This is a genomic window from Bifidobacterium sp. KRGSERBCFTRI (genome assembly GCF_025908335.1).
The window spans coordinates 1,465,868-1,482,263 of sequence record NZ_CP109653.1 but is presented as its reverse complement, the minus strand read 5'-3'; the positions used below and the strand labels follow the sequence as shown (position 1 = coordinate 1,482,263).

Annotated in this window: 14 protein-coding genes, 1 tRNA gene and 1 pseudogene; 12 read left to right on the top strand and 4 right to left on the bottom strand. The window is 59.8% G+C overall.

The genetic code is table 11. The features are described from left to right. Positions 1-41 precede the first annotated feature (41 nt). Together OGI63_RS06350 and OGI63_RS06345 are read right to left on the bottom strand one after the other, a co-directional pair. Entirely contained in the window at positions 42-920 is an 879-nt protein-coding gene (locus OGI63_RS06350; RefSeq protein WP_003809463.1) for a TrmH family RNA methyltransferase, read from the bottom strand. A gap of 67 nt (positions 921-987) precedes the next feature. After that, positions 988-1,075 (bottom strand) — tRNA-Leu (locus OGI63_RS06345). A 121-nt stretch (positions 1,076-1,196) separates the two neighbouring features. On the opposite strand from OGI63_RS06345, the gene OGI63_RS06340 reads away from it, so the two are divergent. The 6 genes and pseudogenes from OGI63_RS06340 to era all read left to right on the top strand — a co-directional run bounded on the left by OGI63_RS06340 (position 1,197) and on the right by era (position 6,606). Further along, positions 1,197-1,994 carry a 16S rRNA (uracil(1498)-N(3))-methyltransferase gene (locus OGI63_RS06340; protein WP_011743130.1) on the top strand — a complete coding sequence of 266 codons (798 nt, stop codon included), beginning with the start codon at positions 1,197-1,199 and terminating at the stop codon, positions 1,992-1,994. Positions 1,995-2,088: 94 nt separating this feature from the next. Further along, a complete protein-coding gene (locus OGI63_RS06335; protein ID WP_011743131.1) occupies positions 2,089-2,424 on the top strand; it encodes a histidine triad nucleotide-binding protein in 336 nt (111 codons plus the stop codon). Positions 2,425-2,468: 44 nt separating this feature from the next. Then, positions 2,469-3,539: pseudogene (locus tag OGI63_RS06330) on the top strand (PhoH family protein); the annotation flags it as partial. A 63-nt stretch (positions 3,540-3,602) separates the two neighbouring features. Next, on the top strand, positions 3,603-4,148 hold the full coding sequence (gene ybeY, locus OGI63_RS06325) for an rRNA maturation RNase YbeY (protein ID WP_011743132.1): 546 nt from the start codon (positions 3,603-3,605) through the stop codon (positions 4,146-4,148). Positions 4,149-4,196: 48 nt separating this feature from the next. Continuing rightward, positions 4,197-5,615: a hemolysin family protein gene (locus OGI63_RS06320; RefSeq protein WP_003809453.1), complete on the top strand. Its 1,419-nt coding sequence runs from the start codon at positions 4,197-4,199 to the stop codon at positions 5,613-5,615. Further along, positions 5,608-6,606 carry a GTPase Era gene (gene era / locus OGI63_RS06315; protein ID WP_003809452.1) on the top strand — a complete coding sequence of 333 codons (999 nt, stop codon included), beginning with the start codon at positions 5,608-5,610 and terminating at the stop codon, positions 6,604-6,606. The genes OGI63_RS06320 and era overlap by 8 nt, the downstream gene beginning before the upstream one ends. Before the next feature lie 193 nt (positions 6,607-6,799). Here era and OGI63_RS06310 read toward each other — a convergent pair whose 3' ends face one another. After that, positions 6,800-8,836: an AMP-dependent synthetase/ligase gene (locus tag OGI63_RS06310; protein ID WP_003809451.1), complete on the bottom strand. Its 2,037-nt coding sequence runs from the start codon at positions 8,834-8,836 to the stop codon at positions 6,800-6,802. Between the two features lie 235 nt (positions 8,837-9,071). Between OGI63_RS06310 and OGI63_RS06305 the strand changes: the two genes are divergently transcribed. The 6 genes from OGI63_RS06305 (at position 9,072) to OGI63_RS06280 (ending at position 15,872) form a co-directional block, all read left to right on the top strand. Next, complete coding sequence (locus OGI63_RS06305) at positions 9,072-10,217, top strand: NAD(P) transhydrogenase subunit alpha (protein ID WP_003809448.1); 1,146 nt, start codon at positions 9,072-9,074, stop codon at positions 10,215-10,217. Between the two features lie 4 nt (positions 10,218-10,221). Next, the gene (locus tag OGI63_RS06300; protein ID WP_003809446.1) at positions 10,222-10,527 is read left to right on the top strand and encodes an NAD(P) transhydrogenase subunit alpha; all 306 of its coding nucleotides are present in this window, start codon (positions 10,222-10,224) and stop codon (positions 10,525-10,527) included. Continuing rightward, the gene (locus OGI63_RS06295; RefSeq protein ID WP_011743133.1) at positions 10,528-11,973 is read left to right on the top strand and encodes an NAD(P)(+) transhydrogenase (Re/Si-specific) subunit beta; all 1,446 of its coding nucleotides are present in this window, start codon (positions 10,528-10,530) and stop codon (positions 11,971-11,973) included. A 206-nt stretch (positions 11,974-12,179) separates the two neighbouring features. Beyond that, on the top strand, positions 12,180-13,547 hold the full coding sequence (locus OGI63_RS06290; protein ID WP_003809428.1) for a hypothetical protein: 1,368 nt from the start codon (positions 12,180-12,182) through the stop codon (positions 13,545-13,547). A 145-nt stretch (positions 13,548-13,692) separates the two neighbouring features. After that, complete coding sequence (locus tag OGI63_RS06285) at positions 13,693-15,015, top strand: MATE family efflux transporter (RefSeq protein WP_231837109.1); 1,323 nt, start codon at positions 13,693-13,695, stop codon at positions 15,013-15,015. After that, positions 15,012-15,872, top strand: a complete 861-nt coding sequence (locus tag OGI63_RS06280; RefSeq protein ID WP_011743135.1) for a MerR family transcriptional regulator — start codon at positions 15,012-15,014, stop codon at positions 15,870-15,872. Before OGI63_RS06285 ends, OGI63_RS06280 begins: the two co-directional genes overlap by 4 nt. A 23-nt stretch (positions 15,873-15,895) precedes the next feature. On the opposite strand, the gene OGI63_RS06275 is transcribed toward OGI63_RS06280, so the two are convergent. Continuing rightward, positions 15,896-16,294 (bottom strand): aldo/keto reductase, encoded by a 399-nt coding sequence (locus OGI63_RS06275; RefSeq protein WP_003809420.1) that lies wholly within the window; start codon positions 16,292-16,294, stop codon positions 15,896-15,898. Positions 16,295-16,396: the final 102 nt, after the last annotated feature.

The window sequence follows — 16,396 nt, the reverse complement described above, 5'->3', positions numbered from 1 at the left end:
AGTTCGTTTCAGCAACGTTTCACCATGCGTTCATGCGCGTCTCACGCATGATGGTCCACTCGACGCGTCGCATAGAAGGCGACCGCGCTTGATGCGGCGACATTGAGACTGTCCACGCCGTGGCTCATGGGAATCTTCACCGTAAGGTCGGCGCGGGAGATGGTGTGGTGCGACAGTCCATCTCCTTCGGTACCGAAAATCAACGCGAGCTTGTCAATATGGTCGCTTTCAGTCTCGGCGTTGTTGAGACGGCGGACCAATTCGGCCAAAGAAATGGAATCATCCTCAAGCGCCATCGCTACGGTGGTGAACCCCAGATCATGCAGTTCCCGCATGCCGGTGAACGGCCAATAATGCTTGTCGTCCCCTCCGATGCGCGTCCACGGCACTTGGAACACCGTGCCCATGGACACGCGTGCCGCGCGCCGGTACAACGGGTCGCCACAGGACGGAGTGACGAGCACCGCATCCACGTCGAGCGCCGCAGCCGAACGCATGAGAGCGCCCACATTCGTGTGGTCGACGATATTCTCCATGACCGCGACCCGTCGAGCGCCACGGCAGACCTCTTCGACGCTGGGCAGGGACCAGCGTTTCATCGCGGCAAGGGCTCCGCGATGCAGCCGGTAGCCGGTTAGACGTTTGAGCTGCTCAGGCGAAGCGACATACACGGGAATGCCATCGCCCCAACGTTTCTCGATGACATCGAACATGCCGCTCATGCCGTCGATCCACGACTCCTCGACCAGCAGGGAAATCGGCTCGCGTCCAGCGGCCAGGGCACGGTCTATCACTTTGGGCGATTCGGCGATGAACAATCCCTTGCTGGGCTCCAGCCTGTTGCGCAGCTGGATTTCCGTGAGATTCACATAAGCCGCCACACGCTCGTCGTCGATGGAGTCAAGATGAATGAACCGCATTGCCCGTATTCCGCCAATCTTTCGTCAGATACAAGAAAACCCCTTGTCTCCAAGGGGTTTATTCCGGTGTCCGGAGCGGGACTTGAACCCGCACGCCTGTATAAAATAGGCACTAGCACCTCAAGCTAGCGCGTCTACCATTCCGCCACCCGGACAGGTGTGTTGCTCAGCGGCAACGAATGAAAACTATAGCAGTTGAAATCCATGATGCAAATCCCGGCGTGTCGCGATAGGTCCGATATGGGTTATGTGGGGTTCCTGATAGGCTCGGAAGCTATGACTGATGCCCTTTTTCTGCTTGATACGGACCATGACGACGTACCGGTGAACAGCGACGAGCTCAACGCCGGATGGAGGCTGACGCTTCCCTCATCCGTACGCAGGCACGCCATCCAGGCCATGCGATTGAAGGACGGCGACGAACTGCAGCTTTCCGACGGCAGGGGATTGCGCATCCACGCCGTACTGCGCGACGTGCAGCAGGGAATCGCGGAAGTGCTGCGATTCGGCAAGGAGCCGCAGCCGGTCACCAGGCTCGCGCTGGTGCAGGCTCTCGCCAAAACCGGCCATGACGAGCAGGCGATCGATATGGCCACGCAGATCGGCGTCGATCAGGTGATTCCCTGGCAGGCCGACCGTTCCATCGCCAAATGGAAGGCAGGACGTACTGACAAAAAGTGGAGGCAGGTGCTGGAATCCGCCACCGAACAGTCGCGCAGATCGTGGACGCCCCAGCTGGACGATTGCGTGACCAGCAAGCAGGTGGTCGCCATCTGCAAGCGCGCATGCGTGCATGGCGACATGGTGATCGTGCTGCATCAAGATGCCACGAAGACCTGGGAACAACTGGAAACCGGTATCGCCAAACTGTCCGATACGTGTCTGAAGGACGGACGTCCGCGCACCATATATGTGCTCGTCGGTCCGGAAGGCGGCATCAGCGACGCCGAAGTCGAGGCGTTCACGAAAGCCGGCGCCGAAGTGTGCGTGCTGGGAAGCAACATCCTACGTGCGTCCACCGCCGGTCCGGTCGCGCTGTCATTGCTCGCGCGAGCATTGGGACGTTTCGTCTGATCCCGGCTCCATTGCGTGAAATTGCCGGAATCGCCCCGTTTCCTGCTGGTGTAGCATGGTAGCGAAGGTTTTTCCAATACCGATAAGGAGCGTTATGAGCGACAAGGATTGCCTGTTCTGCAAGATCATCGCAGGTGAGATTCCCAGCGAGAAGGTGTACGAGGACGATGCCACCTACGCCTTCAAGGACATCAATCCGAAAGCCAAGGTGCACGTACTGATCGTGCCGCGCAAGCACTACGCGAACGTCGCCGAACTCGCCAAAGAGGATCCGGCACAGCTCGCCCACATGGCCGAAGTGGCGCAGAAAATCGCCGACCAGGAGTTCCATGGCGCCTTCCGTCTGATCTTCAACACCGGAATCGACGCCGGACAGACCGTGTTCCACGTGCACGCCCACGTGCTTACCGGCGAAAAGCTCGACGAATAGTCCACATACTGCCTACCGCCAATACCGACATCGGAAGAGGTTCTGTGCCCACCACTACACGCACCATCGCGATACCCCAACAGCTTGATCCGGTGACCGTGCTCGGCCCTGTGGACGAGGTACTTCGGGAAGTCGAACGTGCGTTCCCCGACCTGACCATCATCGTACGGGGCAACCGCATCGCCATCATGTCGCATTCCAGCAAATCCGAATCCCAAGCCGCCCAAGCCGAACAGGTGGTTGCCGATATCATCCAAGCCGCCTATACCGCGCCGATGGACGCCGATACCGTCCGTCGCATGCTCGACCAGAACGTGCTTAAAAATCCGGTCCGCGCCACACATCCCGGCCACGGCCGCGTGGTGGAGGAATTGCGCATGGCCGGCAGGCAACAGTCGCACGCGTCCCATCGTGAGGAAACCGCCGACAGGCGGCGTCCTCACGTGCCGGGCGTCATCACCTTCGCGCTCGGCAAACCGGTCCGTGCCAAAACCGCCGGACAGATAGCCTACGTCAACGCCATCGAATCGCACACCATCACCTTCGCCATCGGACCGGCAGGCACCGGCAAAACCTATCTTGCCGTAGCCAAAGCGGTACGTGCTTTCCAAGACAGGCAGGTCCGGCGCATCATACTGACCCGTCCCGCCGTCGAAGCAGGGGAGAACCTCGGTTTCCTGCCGGGCACGCTCAACGAAAAGGTCGACCCGTACCTGCGACCGCTGTACGACGCGCTGTCCGACATGCTCGGAGCGGACCAGCTCAAGCGATACATGGACGACGGCACCATCGAAGTGGCGCCGCTCGCCTACATGCGCGGCCGCACGCTCAACGACGCGTTCGTGATCCTCGACGAGGCCCAGAACACCACCGAACAGCAGATGAAGATGTTCCTGACCCGACTGGGATTCAACACCAAAATGGTCATCACCGGCGACGTGACCCAAGTGGATCTGACCGTGCCGAAATCAGGTCTGGCCACCATCGAACGCATCCTCGACGGCATCGACGACATCGCCTTCGCCCACCTGAAGCCCGAAGACGTGGTCCGCCACGCGCTCGTGGGCAAAATCGTCGCCGCTTACGACAGGCACACGGCCATAGCGGGAGACCACAGCAGAAGCGCGCGTGCCGCATCATCGCAACCATTCGACGACAAGAACAAGGAAAACGCATAAATGAGCGTTGAAGTGACGAACGAAACCGCCTGGCAGATCGACGGCAAAATCTTTTCCGACCTCGGCGTATGGGTCATGAGCCAGATGAGGGTCAGCACACAATCCGACCTGACCATCATGTTCGTGGACCCGGATCCCATCGCCCAACTGCACATGCGTTGGATGAACCTCGAAGGCCCCACCGACGTCATGAGCTTCCCAATGGACGAACTGCGCCCCGGAGACGGCGGAACCGAAATGGAAGGCGTGCTGGGCGACATCGTGCTATGCCCGTGGGTGGCCGCCCAGCAGGCGCTCGCGGCCGGCCACAGCACCATGGAGGAAATGATGCTGCTGACCATCCACGGCATCCTCCACCTGCTCGGATACGACCATGTCACACCCGAACAGGAACGGCAGATGTTCGGCTTGCAACGCCAGCTGCTATTGACGTTCTTCGCGCTTCGACAGGGAGCCGGCGCGCGGGCGACGCTTCCCGCCGGCACGCCGGATGCGCTCGCCGAATGGGACCGCGAACACGCGGCCGGCGGCAAAACGGCCAAATGACGGCATGATGCATCATCCGACGGTTTCGAAAGTGGGGGTTGACGAACCATGGAAACAACGACTATCACGATGATTGCGATTCTCGTCGTCATCGCATTGCTGCTGGTCTGGCTGTCGCTGTCGATGGCCGCGACGGAAGGCGCGGTGGGACGTGTCACGAGGGCAAGTCTGAACAACCTCATTCTTGAGATTCAGACGGATACGGAGGCGTCGCAATTCATACGCGACAAGAAGATCAAACGCATCCACAAGGTGCAGCGGCTGATCGCCGACCGCTACGCGACCGCCGGTTCATGCGCGTTCTTCCGCATCACCTGCAATGTGCTTGACGGTGTGTTGGTCGCCGCGATCGCGTCGTTGTGCGATGCACCGTTATGGGCGGGACTGCTTGTCGGCTTCGTGTTCGCGCTGGTGGTCGCGGTGATTTCGCTGCTGGTCCGTCCACGTAGCGCGGGCGCCTCCAAACCGGTCGATCTGATGCTGAAGCATGCCGATGCGGCGTCGGTCGCGGTGGCTTTGACGCCGTTCGCTAAAATCGGCGGACAGAAGGATGCGAAACGTCATTCGAATGATCTGTCGGACGATGAGGAGCTTGAAAAAATCCAACTCGAACAAGGGCGCGCCACCATAGATCGTCTGGTCGAGGCGAATGATTTCGACCCTGAGGTTTCCGAAATGCTGCGCAACGTATTGACGTTGTCCGAAACGTTGACGCGTGAGATCATGGTGCCGCGCACTGATATGATTTGCATCGAACGCGGGGAGACGCTGGAGAACATGCTGAAATTGTGCTCCCGTTCCGGATTCTCCCGTATACCGGTCATCGGCGATGATGTGGATGATCTGGTCGGCGTGGCATACCTGAAGGATGCCGTGCGCGCCACGGCGTTCAATCCCGCGGCGATATCCCGCGATGTCGAATCCATCGTCCGTGACCCGATGCTGGTGCCCGAATCCAAGCCGGTCGACGACCTGTTCCACCAGATGCAGCGCACCCGCCAGCATGTGGCTATCGTCGTGGATGAATACGGCGGCATCGCCGGCCTGGTCACCATCGAAGACACCATCGAACAGATCGTCGGCGAACTGGAGGACGAGCACGACCGTACCCAGCATGCCGATCCGGAACAAATCGGCGAGAACAAATGGAGCATGCCGGCACGCACGCCCATCGCCGACTTGGAGGAGATCTTCGAAATCGACATCGACGAGGACGACGTCGACACGGTATACGGTCTGCTCACCAAGCTGCTTGGCCGCGTGCCGATCGTCGGTTCGACGGCCGTCACCAGGGGCCTGCGCCTGACCGCGGTCGACTCCGCGGGACGCCGCAAGAAAGTGTCCACCATCGTGGTGGAACCGGCCCACGTCGAGGGCGTGGACGAAACTGAACAACACGAAGACCATACGAACGGTGCCGAAGAGGCATCCCATGACGACAAGGATTCCAAGGACAAGCATGACTGACGCAGATGTGACCGAACCGGCTTCCCAGCATTCCGACGCCGAAGCCCCCGTTCCATATCGTTCCGGCTTCGTCGCGGTGGTCGGACGTCCGAACGTCGGCAAATCGACGCTGATCAACGCGCTTATCGGCACGCAGATCGCCATCGCCTCATCCCGTCCGGAGACTACACGTAAGGCCATCCGCGGCATTCTGACCACAGACAACGCGCAGATCGTGCTGGTCGATACCCCCGGTATCCACCGTCCGCGTACGCTGCTCGGACAGCGGCTGAACGATGTCGTCGACGAATCGCTATCCGATGTCGACGCGATCGCCTTCCTGCTACCCGCCGACCAGGAAATCGGCCCCGGCGACAAACGCATTCTGAGCAGGCTGCGTTCTGATTTCGCCGTCAAACGCGACGACGGCACATTCAAATGGAAGGTGCCGCTGATCGCCATCGTCACCAAAATCGACGAATTGGACCGAAGCGCTTTGATCGACAAGCTCATCGAAATCAACGAGTTCGCCGACTTCACCGACATTGTGCCGGTGAGCGCCCTCGAGCACGACAATCTCGCCGAAGTACGCAACGTGCTGGTGGAGAACATGCCCGAAGGACCGCAGATGTATCCGGCCGAGCAAATCACCGAAGAACGTCCGGAAGACACCATCGCCGAACTGATTCGAGGCGCGTTCCTGGAGGAATTGGATGACGAGCTGCCGCATTCGCTCGCCGTGGTGGTGGATTCCATCGAATATCCGGAAGACAACGACAGCGGCGAATCCTACGCGGGCAAGGCGCAGGTGATTGTGTCGATCTACGTGGAACGTGATTCGCAGAAGCCGATCATCATCGGACATAACGCGGAGCATCTGGTACGCGTCAAGAAGAAGCTGCGCACCGCGGTCAACCGCATCGTCGGGCAGAAGGCCAAGCTCGACCTGCATGTCAAGGTGGCCAAGGGATGGCAGTCGGATCCTAAGCAGCTTGAGAAGCTGGGCTTCTAAGCCGCTTAGGATCCGCTTCGCGGCGAAGCCGCTCACTTCGCCTACGGTCAGCCCACTGGGCTGCCCGTTTGACGGCTCAGCCAAGCAGCTTGAGAAGCTGGGCTTCTGATTTTTTTCCGGGTGGGAACAATAAAGCCTGCCGCTGTTTATGCGGCAGGCTTTCTTATGCTCTAAGCTTGTTGGTGCTGGATGGTCACTTCTTCTTGGTGTACATTTGCGTGTTCAGCAGGGTGGCGTAACGCTTGATCACCTTCGGACGGATGACCTTCATGGAAGCGGTCATCAAACCGTTCTCCTGTGTGAACTCCTCCGGCAGGATGATGAACTTACGCACGGATTCGGCACGGGACACGCCCTCATTGGCCTGATCGACCCACTTCTGGACTTCGGCGCGGACGGCCGCGTTGCTGGAGGCCTCCTCCATCGACATATCTCGGTTGAGACCCTTGCTTTCCAGCCATGGACGCAACGCTTCCTCGTCAAGCGTGATCAGCGCGGAGATGAACGGACGCTTGTCGCCAAGCACCAACGCCTGAGAGACGAATTCGCAACGCTTGATGACATCCTCGATCGGGCCAGGGGAGACGTTCTTGCCGCCGGCGGTGATGATGAGATCCTTCTTGCGTCCGATGATGTACAGGAAGCCATCGTCGTCAATGCGGCCCAAGTCGCCGGTCTTGTACCAGCCATCCTCGGTAAAGGAATCCTCGGTGGCCTCGCCGTTCTTATGGTACTTCGGGAACACCGAAGCGCCCTTGACCTGAATCTCCCCATCCTCGGCGATACGCAGCTCGAAACCAGGGAACGCGATGCCGACGGAACCCTGATGATACGGCACGCCAAGCACGTTGAACGCGCACGGCGCGGTGGTTTCGGTCAATCCGTAGCCTTCGTAGACCGGCACGCCGGCACCACGGAAGAACGCCAACAACTCCGGATCAAGCGGCGCACCGCCCGCGACGATCCACTTGGCGCGTCCGCCGAGCACCTCACGCAGCGAGGCATAGACCACCGGATCGAACGCCGCGCGACGTGCCTTGGTAAGCGTTCCGGTCTTCCCCTTGGTGCTGACTTCCTTCATATAATTCTGCGCGGCGACCACGGCTGCGGCGAAAGCAACGCCCTTGGCGCCATGACCGGCCTTCTGGGAAGCAGCGTTGTACACCTTCTCCAGCACACGCGGAACAACGATCATGATGGTCGGCTTGGCCACCTGCAAATCGGCGGTCAACGTCTTGATGCCCTGCGCGATATAAATATGCAGATTGCTTGCTACGCAGATGTAGTTGATGGCACGGGCGAAGGAATGCGCCTGAGGCAGGAACAGCAGGACGGTGTTCTTCTTGTCATGCAGCAGTTCCGGCATATAATCGGGCAGATTGAACGCGGTGGCGCAATAATGCTCATGCGTCATCTCCACGCCCTTCGGCGCGGCGGTCGAACCGGACGTGTACACAATGGAGCACAGATCGGTCTTCTGCACGGAATCGATTCGCGCATCGAGCGCCTCATCGCTCACACCGGAGCCATACGCCTTGATCTCGTCAAGACCACCGGTCTCGAAGCAGACGATGTGCTCCAAAGTCGGGCATTCGGTTTCGGCCCCGTCCGCCTTCGCCTTCATATCAGTGGTTTCCACGACCAGCAGACGCGCATCGGAATTGTTGACGATATTGCGGATCTGCTCGGCGGAATCGGTATCGTAAATCGTGGCGAGCACGCCGCCGCAGGCCATGACGGCCGCGTCGAACACATCCCAATCGTAGGAGGTGCGGCACATGAAAGCCACGCCATCGCCCTTCTTCAAACCATAATGCAGCAAGCCCTTCGCGACGGCGCGGATGTCGGCGAGCGTCTCATTTGCGGTCTTGGTGTGCCAATCGCCATCTTGCTTGAACGTGTACAATGGTTCGTCGCCCATACGAGCGGCGCGGTCGGCGTAGATATCGTAGATGGAGGTGCCTTCGTCTAGCGGCGGATTGCCCTCTGTCTTCGTGGTCAACAGTCCGGTTTCGGGGTCAAGGAACGTGGTGGACGGGTATCCCGGTCCCCATTCAGCGGTGTGCGGCAGCTCGATATGGCCATCGGGGGAGAGGATGCTGTTCGGGTCGTTGTAATCCGGTGTATTGCCGGAATCGTCGCTGACCGGGTGCACGAAATCGTTGCCCAGGCGCAACGCCTTTCTTGCGAGATTAGTGGCCTGCTTGTTCAACGAGGTGATGATGGACACGTGACTCTCCTACGTATATAAACGGTATCTAAAGAAGGAATGATAGCCCGTCGCGCGCGACACGTCACCTTACGGTAGCGTAAGGTGACAGGCCATCAGGGAAACGGGCGGCGCATGCCGGATACAGCCCGTGATTCGAAAGATGAACGATTGCGGCCGCGATGTTGCCGTGTACGTTACACTTGGGCGCTGTATCTGTTCATTAGATTTCTTTAACGAGGAAGAAAGGGCACCTATGGCTGAAAAAGCTGAAGCCACCGTGGTCTTCGGAGTTCTCAATGAGACTTCCGAACACGAGTCCCGTGTTGCTCTGACACCGGATATCGTAACGAGGTTGCGTAAATCAGGTGTTACATGTCTGATTGAGTCCGGTGCGGGCGTCGCATCGCACTACGTTGATGAAGATTATACGAAGGCGGGCGCGCAGGTCGTCTCCGCCGACGATGTGATAGCACGCGCCGACGCGCTGGGTTTTGTGGACCGTCCAAGCAATGAGCTGCTCGCCCGCGTCAAGCAGGGCACATGGATCATTGGCATGTTGGGATCGTTCACCGATGCCGATTACGTCGCCGCGATCGAGAAGGCCGGTCTGGTCGGCGTCGCCATGGAAAAGCTGCCGCGTCAGCTGAGCTCCGCGCAGTCCATGGACGAAATGACGTCGCAGAACTCCGTGATGGGCTACAAGGCCGCCATCGTGGCAGCCAACGCGTACGGTTCCTTCCTGCCGATGATGACCACCGCCGCTGGCACCATCCGCCCGGCCAAGGTGCTTATTCTGGGCGCCGGTATCGCCGGCCTGCAGGCCATCGGCACCGCCAAGCGTCTCGGCGCCGTCGTCACCGCGTACGACGTGCGTCCGGCATCCAAGGGCGAAGTCGAATCCTTGGGCGCCAAGTTCCTCGACCTTGGTCTTGACTTCTCCAAGGGCCAGGGCGAAGGCGGCTACGCACGCGCGCTGAGCGCCGAAGAGCAGGCCCAGCAGCAGGCCGCGGTCGATCAGAAGGCCGCCGGCTTCGACATCGTCATCACCACCGCCAAAGTGCCGGGACGCAAGCCTCCGGTCCTTCTGACCAAGGCCGGTGTGGCCGGTCTGCATCGTGGCGCCGTCATCGTCGATTGCGCGGCAAGCGACCTTGGCGGCAATGTCGAAGGCTCCTCCGTCGGCACCCAGGTCACCGACAACGGCGTGACCATCATCGGCGCCCCGTATCTGGCCAGCGGCGTGTCCACCACCGCATCCAACCTGCTGAGCCGCAACGTGGCCGACGTGCTGGCGCATTTCGTGCGTGACGGCAAGCTCGCCATCGACCTGAACGAAGAGCTCGACAACGCCATGGTCGTGGCCGGCCGCGGCGAGGAAGCCAAGAAGGAAGAGGAGTAAAGCAATGGATATCGTCGTTGCGATCACACTGTTCGTCCTCGCGCTGCTCATCGGCGTCGAGGTCATCGGCAAGGTGCCCGCCACCCTGCACACCCCGCTGATGTCGGGCGCCAACTCCATCCACGGCATCGTCATCGCGGGCGTCGTCATCGTCGCCGCGCACGCCACCAGTCCGCTCGCCTGGGTGTTCATCTTCCTGGCCGCCGTGCTGGGCACGATGAACGTCGTCGGCGGCTACGTCGTCACCGACCGCATGCTGGAGATGTTCAAGTCCGACAAGGGCAAGAAGAAGGAAGAGGAGGCCAAGTAAATGGGTACCCTGGCCGAAATGCTGAGCACGCCGCTCGGCGTCATCGAATGGTTCGTCTACCTGCTGGCCGCAGTGATGTTCGTCATCGGCCTGCACCTGATGAACTCCCCGAAGACCGCCCGCAAGGGCAACATGGTCTCCGCCATCGGCATGGTGTTCGCCGTGGCCATGGCCTTCATCGTGCTGTTCGCCGGTGAGATCTCCAACGGTTTCAAACACTCCGTCGCCGTCGTGGTGCTGATCGTCGGCATCGTCATCGGCGCCGTGGCGGGCGTGGTCTCCGCCAAGAAGGTCAAGATGACCGACATGCCGCAGCTTGTCTCCGTGTTCAACACCGTAGGCGGTGGCGCGGCTGCGCTTGTTGCTCTGAACGACATTCTGACCTCCGCCGAAACTCCGTCCATTGTGGTGCTCATCACTGCTGGACTGGGCATTATGATCGGCTCCGTCACCTTCTCCGGCTCGCTGATCGCAGCCGGCAAGCTGCAGGGCATCAAGTGGGTCAAGAAGCTGAGCCTGCCGGGCAAGGGCTTCTGGAACATCCTGTTCGTCGTGCTCACCATCGTGTCCTTCGTGATGCTGTGCGTGCAGCCGAACCAGCGTCTGCTCTGGTCGATCCTGACCACCGTGTTCGCCCTGTGCTACGGCCTCGTGTTCGTCATCCCGATCGGCGGCGCTGATATGCCGGTCGTCATCTCCGTGTTGAACGCCTGCACCGGCACCGCAGTGGCCATGTCCGGTCTGGCCATCAACAACATCGCCCTGATCGTGGCCGGCGCGCTCGTCGGTGCGGCGGGCGTGACCCTGTCCATCGCCATGTCCAAGGCCATGAACCGTCCGCTGCTGTCCGTCCTTGCCGGCGGCTTTGGCGGATCCAACGCCGCTGCCGGCGCTGGTGAAGGTCCTGAAGGCACCATGAAGGAAACCTCCGCCGACGATCTGGCCGTCCAGCTCGTCTACGCAGAGAAGGTCATCTTCGTGCCGGGCTTCGGTCTGGCCCAGGCCCAGGCCCAGCGTGAGCTCGCTGACCTTGGCACCCTGCTCAAGGACCACGGCGTCGAAGTCTCCTACGCCATCCATCCGGTGGCAGGCCGTATGCCTGGCCATATGAACGTGCTGCTCGCCGAGGCCAACGTCCCGTATGAGGAGCTCGTCGACCTGGATGACATCAATCCGCAGTTCCCGCAGGCCAACGTGGCTCTGGTGGTCGGCGCCAACGACGTGACCAATCCGGCCGCCCGCAAGCCGGGCACCCCGGTTTCCGGCATGCCGATTCTCGACGTCGACAAGGCGCAGAACGTGGTGGTCATGAAGCGTGGCCGTGGCACCGGTTATGCCGGCATCCAGAACGAGCTGTACTTCGAAGACAACACGCAGATGCTGTTTGGTGACGCCAAGGCGAGTCTGCAGGCCGTCATCGCAGCGGTCAAGGAACTCATCAACTGACGGACCGGCTCGTCGCCTACGCGAAGATCAGGCCCTTCCTCTTTTTGGAGGAAGGGCCTTTTGTTATTGCGCAAGTTGTCCACAGACAGGTATGGGGGTGTGGATAGGTGGAAATTGTCCACTTATTCACTTTTTTCAAAGGATTGTGACGGAGAGGTGGACGGATATGCGACAGTAGGTGCATCTCTACGACGAAGGAGTTGCATATGACAGTTGCCGTGGCCACGCCATTCAATATGGACGAACAGGCTTTCCTGCAAACGATGGATCGGCTGATCGAGCGCTTCGACCGGTACAGCTCGGGGCGTTGTTTCGCGGACCTTGATCGGATACGTCTCGAACACGATATGGAAGGTCCGCTTTCCCTGTTCGATGACGTGGTGCACGAGCTTGCGGATGACTTGTTCGGCGGCACGTCATGGCCGGTGAACCTCGACATGGATATGATCATATTGGATCGGTTCCAAATAGGCTATGATGCCGAATTCCTGACCGGATGCCGCAATGTGGTTCGTAAATACGGCATGAGCGCATGGCTGTATGAAATGATTAATGATGCTTCCGTCGCGGTGGCGACGCATCGGCCGAGCAACAGGATGCCGTTCCAGCTTGGTCTGTTCGATACACGTGAGGTGTTCCGAAGGAAAAAGACCAAGGGGAAGAAGAGCGGAGGCGGAAGGAGGAAACGGCTCGAATGCATGATGGAATACCTGCGACAGACCTACCGTCTGGCCGCATACACTCTGTTGCGATGGGGAGGGGGCGAGCCTAGGGCCGCTGATGCGGCGCTGATGGTTCTCGCTTATGGGGGATTGGGTATGTGTATGCTCCGCGATGATCCGAAAGTGGTCGAATTGGGATGTGATCCCGATTTCCGATACAGGCATGTATGCGCCCAGTTGCAGGATATGCGGATCAAGGCGGATCTGGAATATGCCTGTTCTGTGGATCTGAGCGTCACCAGCTCATTGGAATATCCGGCTTGCCTCGATGCCAGATATCTGTATGACGCCGAACACATTGTGGAGGCATATCGGAATCTGTGGGATGAGAACACTAAGCCCGTCGCCCAACTACTGGCCGAGATCGAGGACAATGGCGTATATGAAGTGGAGGATATATGGAAAGACCCGCTCTATCTGCATGACCTTGCCATCTCCCTTATGGGGCCGTCGGCTTCGGGTCTTCTCCAGGAAGGCTTCAGACTGCGTGATCGAACCATGTTCGAGAATGGTGTCAAAGAACTTGACAGCCAGGCACGCAATGTGAGGAAGGCTGGTCTGCTGCTTACCCTTGCCGGATATATCTTTTTCGCCGAACCGGAGGATCGCATGGATGCGATGCTCGCTTCGCACAAGGATCGCAAACGCATGTTGGACAACTATGAAAAGCTTGGCGAAATGGCCGCGACCATCGCCTTGTACCGTCTTCCTCGGGATCGCGAATCGCTTCGGGCAGTGCGGGCCCTGCTCATGCATGAGACGGGCGTGTACGCGGACAAGATGGGAGAGCTCATGGGTCTCGCCGACGAGCCGGACGGGGAAGACGAAGCCACCGCTCCGGTCATGGGGTGAAAGACGGTTTTCCGCATATTGGACATGACAATGCTTTGGGATTGACTCTACAACCATTGTAAGGTTTAGCCTTCCTGCTGGAAGACATAGGCCGAAACGGGAGGATAAGAGACAACCCATGGGAAAGAACCTGACAACGGGAAGCGTGTTCAGAACGATCGTCACCTTCGCGTTGCCATATCTGCTGTCGTATTTCCTGCAGACGCTGTACGGCATGGCCGATCTGTTCATCGCCGGACAGTTCATCGGCATCGACGGCATCACCGCGGTGGCGAACGGCAGCCAGGTGCTGTACATGCTCACCGTGGTCATCGTGGGTCTTGCCATGGGCGCGACCGTCACCATCGGCCGTGCGGTCGGCGCGAACAGGCTCGACCGTGCGGCCAAGGCCATCGGCAACGTCATCACGCTGTTCGCAGGAATCGCGTTGGCGCTGACGGTCGTTCTGCTGTTGAACGTGCACAACATCATCTCGCTGATCGGCGTGCCAGTCGAAGCCGTCGAGGGAACCGCGCAGTATCTGACCATCTGCTATATCGGCATCCCGTTCATCGTCGCGTACAACATTATCAGCTCGGTGTTCCGTGGGATGGGCGATTCGAAAAGCCCCATGTATTTCATTGCGGTTGCATGCTTCTGCAACATCGTGTTCGACTACCTGTTTATGGGCTGGCTGCGTCTTGGTCCCTCGGGCGCGGCATTGGGCACCACACTGGCGCAGGCCATCAGTGTGACCGTGACATTGGTGGCGATTCGCCGCCGGCGTACGGGCATCAGACTGAAGTTCGGCGATCTTCGCCCCGATAGGGCCATGCTCCGCGGCATTCTCGGCATCGGAGTGCCGACGGCGGTTCAGGACGGCTGCATCCAGATCGCCTTCATCATCATCACGGTCATCGCCAACTACCGTGGCCTGAACGATGCGGCAGCTGTCGGCGTCGTCGAAAAGGTGATCAGCGCGTTGTTCCTGGTACCGTCGTCCATGCTGGCCACGGTATCCGCCGTCTCGGCGCAGAACATCGGTGCCGGCAGGATGGAGCGAGCGACGAAGACACTGCGATACGCCACCGCGATCACCGTCGTCTACGGCATCGTCATATCGATTGTGGTGGAACTGACGGCGGGCTCCATCGTCGGCCTGTTCACCACCGATGCGACGGTAATCCTGCTGGGAACACAGTACATCCGCAGCTACATCGTCGACAGCATCTTCGCGGGCATCCACTTCTGCTTCAGCGGCTTCTTCGCCGCATGCGGGCGCTCCTATATCGGATTCATCCACAATATCGTGGCCATCACCCTGGTCCGTGTGCCCGGGGCGTATCTGGCATCCAAGCTGTTCCCGAACACCTTGTTCCCCATGGGCGTCGCCGCACCCGCCGGATCGCTGCTTTCCGTGCTGATCTGTCTTGGCTTCTACGCGTGGCTCAAGCGTCACGGCGTAATTTCGGAGAAGGCGCGTGCATGACGGCGAGTGAGCGAAGTGGAGGGCGCGACGCTTTGCCGGGTGACGGCAGACTGTTCCGTATAGGCAAGGTTGCAGATATGTTCAATGTGTCGCTGGGCACGCTTCGGCATTATGAGCGTTGCGGCTTGCTGGAACCCGAATATATCGACCCGCGCACCGGGTACCGGTATTACGGTGCCAAGCAGTTCGAGGTGCTGAACACCATCCGGTACCTGCGTGTGCTGGATATGCCGTTGACGCAGATAGCCGAGTTCCTGCACAATCGCGACGTGCATGTCATCGAGGACAAGCTTGTTGCACAGAAAGCCCTGATCGAGCGCAAACAGCATGAGCTGGAAATGGTCCAGCGGAAGATCGACCATCGCTTGGAGCGGCTGCGGGACGCTGAGCAGTCCGAATTCGACGTGATACGTGTTGTGCGGCAACCCGCCTGCAGGATCGTCTGGATCAGGGATTCACCGAAGGTCGACTCGTATCTCGGCCTGGAATATTCGATCCGCAAGCTGGAGCAGCATCAGAAGGATTCGCTGGTCTTCCTCGGCAAGGTCGGCGTCGGCATTGACAAGGAATCGTTGGAACAGGGCGGATATGCCGATTACGGGTTGGTGTTCCTATTGCTTGACGACGAGGACGAATATGAGGGCGACACCGTGGCATTGCCGGAGACCGATTGCGTGCGCATCCGGTTCCGGGGGAGTCATGGCGATGCCCCCGACCGGTATCGCGAGCTGATATGGTACACCGCAGAGCAGGGTCTCGACATCACCGGGTTCTCACGTGAGATCGCGTTGATCGATGAAGGGTTGACATCGGATCCCGCCCAGTTCGTGACCGAGATCTGCATCCCGGTGCGCTAGCCACTTTCCGGCGACGTGTGGCGCTACTTGGCTTTCTCCTTCAGGGTCGGCGCAAGGGTGCCGGCCAGCGCGCGCTCGCCCGGCCTGGCCAATGGGCCGACCAGTTCATGCGCCGTGTACGGCTCCTCAAGATAGGCGATGTCGGATTCGCTGAGTTTTACTCCAAGTGCTTCGATGACATCATCCACGCGCTCCGTCTTCGAGCAGCCGACGATCGGTGCCGTGACGTCCTTGGCCCAATGCCAGGCGAGGGCGATCCGCGCCATCGGCACGCCGAGCCGTTCCGCGAGCCCGTGCACGCGTTCGATGATCGGCATATCCTGCGCACGTGCCTGATCGTACTTGTTGCGCATGGTGCCGTCGGTGGTGCCGCGTTTGGAATCGGAATCCCAGGACGGATGGGTCAGATGGCCGGACGCCATGGGGAGTATGGGGTGAGCGCCATGTTGTACTGACGGCTGTTCGGTGGCGTCGGCATCGATGGTCCACTGATGGAACTACGGGGAGGTCTTGCCGAAACTCAT

Excerpts from the sequence above, each read along its gene's own strand:
- OGI63_RS06350 (WP_003809463.1), bottom strand. The coding sequence starts at position 920 with ATGCGGTTCATTCATCTTGACTCCATCGACGACGAGCGTGTGGCGGCT.
- OGI63_RS06340 (WP_011743130.1), top strand. The coding sequence starts at position 1,197 with ATGACTGATGCCCTTTTTCTGCTTGATACGGACCATGACGACGTACCG.
- OGI63_RS06335 (WP_011743131.1), top strand. The coding sequence starts at position 2,089 with ATGAGCGACAAGGATTGCCTGTTCTGCAAGATCATCGCAGGTGAGATT.
- ybeY (WP_011743132.1), top strand. The coding sequence starts at position 3,603 with ATGAGCGTTGAAGTGACGAACGAAACCGCCTGGCAGATCGACGGCAAA.
- OGI63_RS06320 (WP_003809453.1), top strand. The coding sequence starts at position 4,197 with ATGGAAACAACGACTATCACGATGATTGCGATTCTCGTCGTCATCGCA.
- era (WP_003809452.1), top strand. The coding sequence starts at position 5,608 with ATGACTGACGCAGATGTGACCGAACCGGCTTCCCAGCATTCCGACGCC.
- OGI63_RS06305 (WP_003809448.1), top strand. The coding sequence starts at position 9,072 with ATGGCTGAAAAAGCTGAAGCCACCGTGGTCTTCGGAGTTCTCAATGAG.
- OGI63_RS06300 (WP_003809446.1), top strand. The coding sequence starts at position 10,222 with ATGGATATCGTCGTTGCGATCACACTGTTCGTCCTCGCGCTGCTCATC.
- OGI63_RS06295 (WP_011743133.1), top strand. The coding sequence starts at position 10,528 with ATGGGTACCCTGGCCGAAATGCTGAGCACGCCGCTCGGCGTCATCGAA.
- OGI63_RS06290 (WP_003809428.1), top strand. The coding sequence starts at position 12,180 with ATGACAGTTGCCGTGGCCACGCCATTCAATATGGACGAACAGGCTTTC.
- OGI63_RS06280 (WP_011743135.1), top strand. The coding sequence starts at position 15,012 with ATGACGGCGAGTGAGCGAAGTGGAGGGCGCGACGCTTTGCCGGGTGAC.
- OGI63_RS06275 (WP_003809420.1), bottom strand. The coding sequence starts at position 16,294 with ATGGCGTCCGGCCATCTGACCCATCCGTCCTGGGATTCCGATTCCAAA.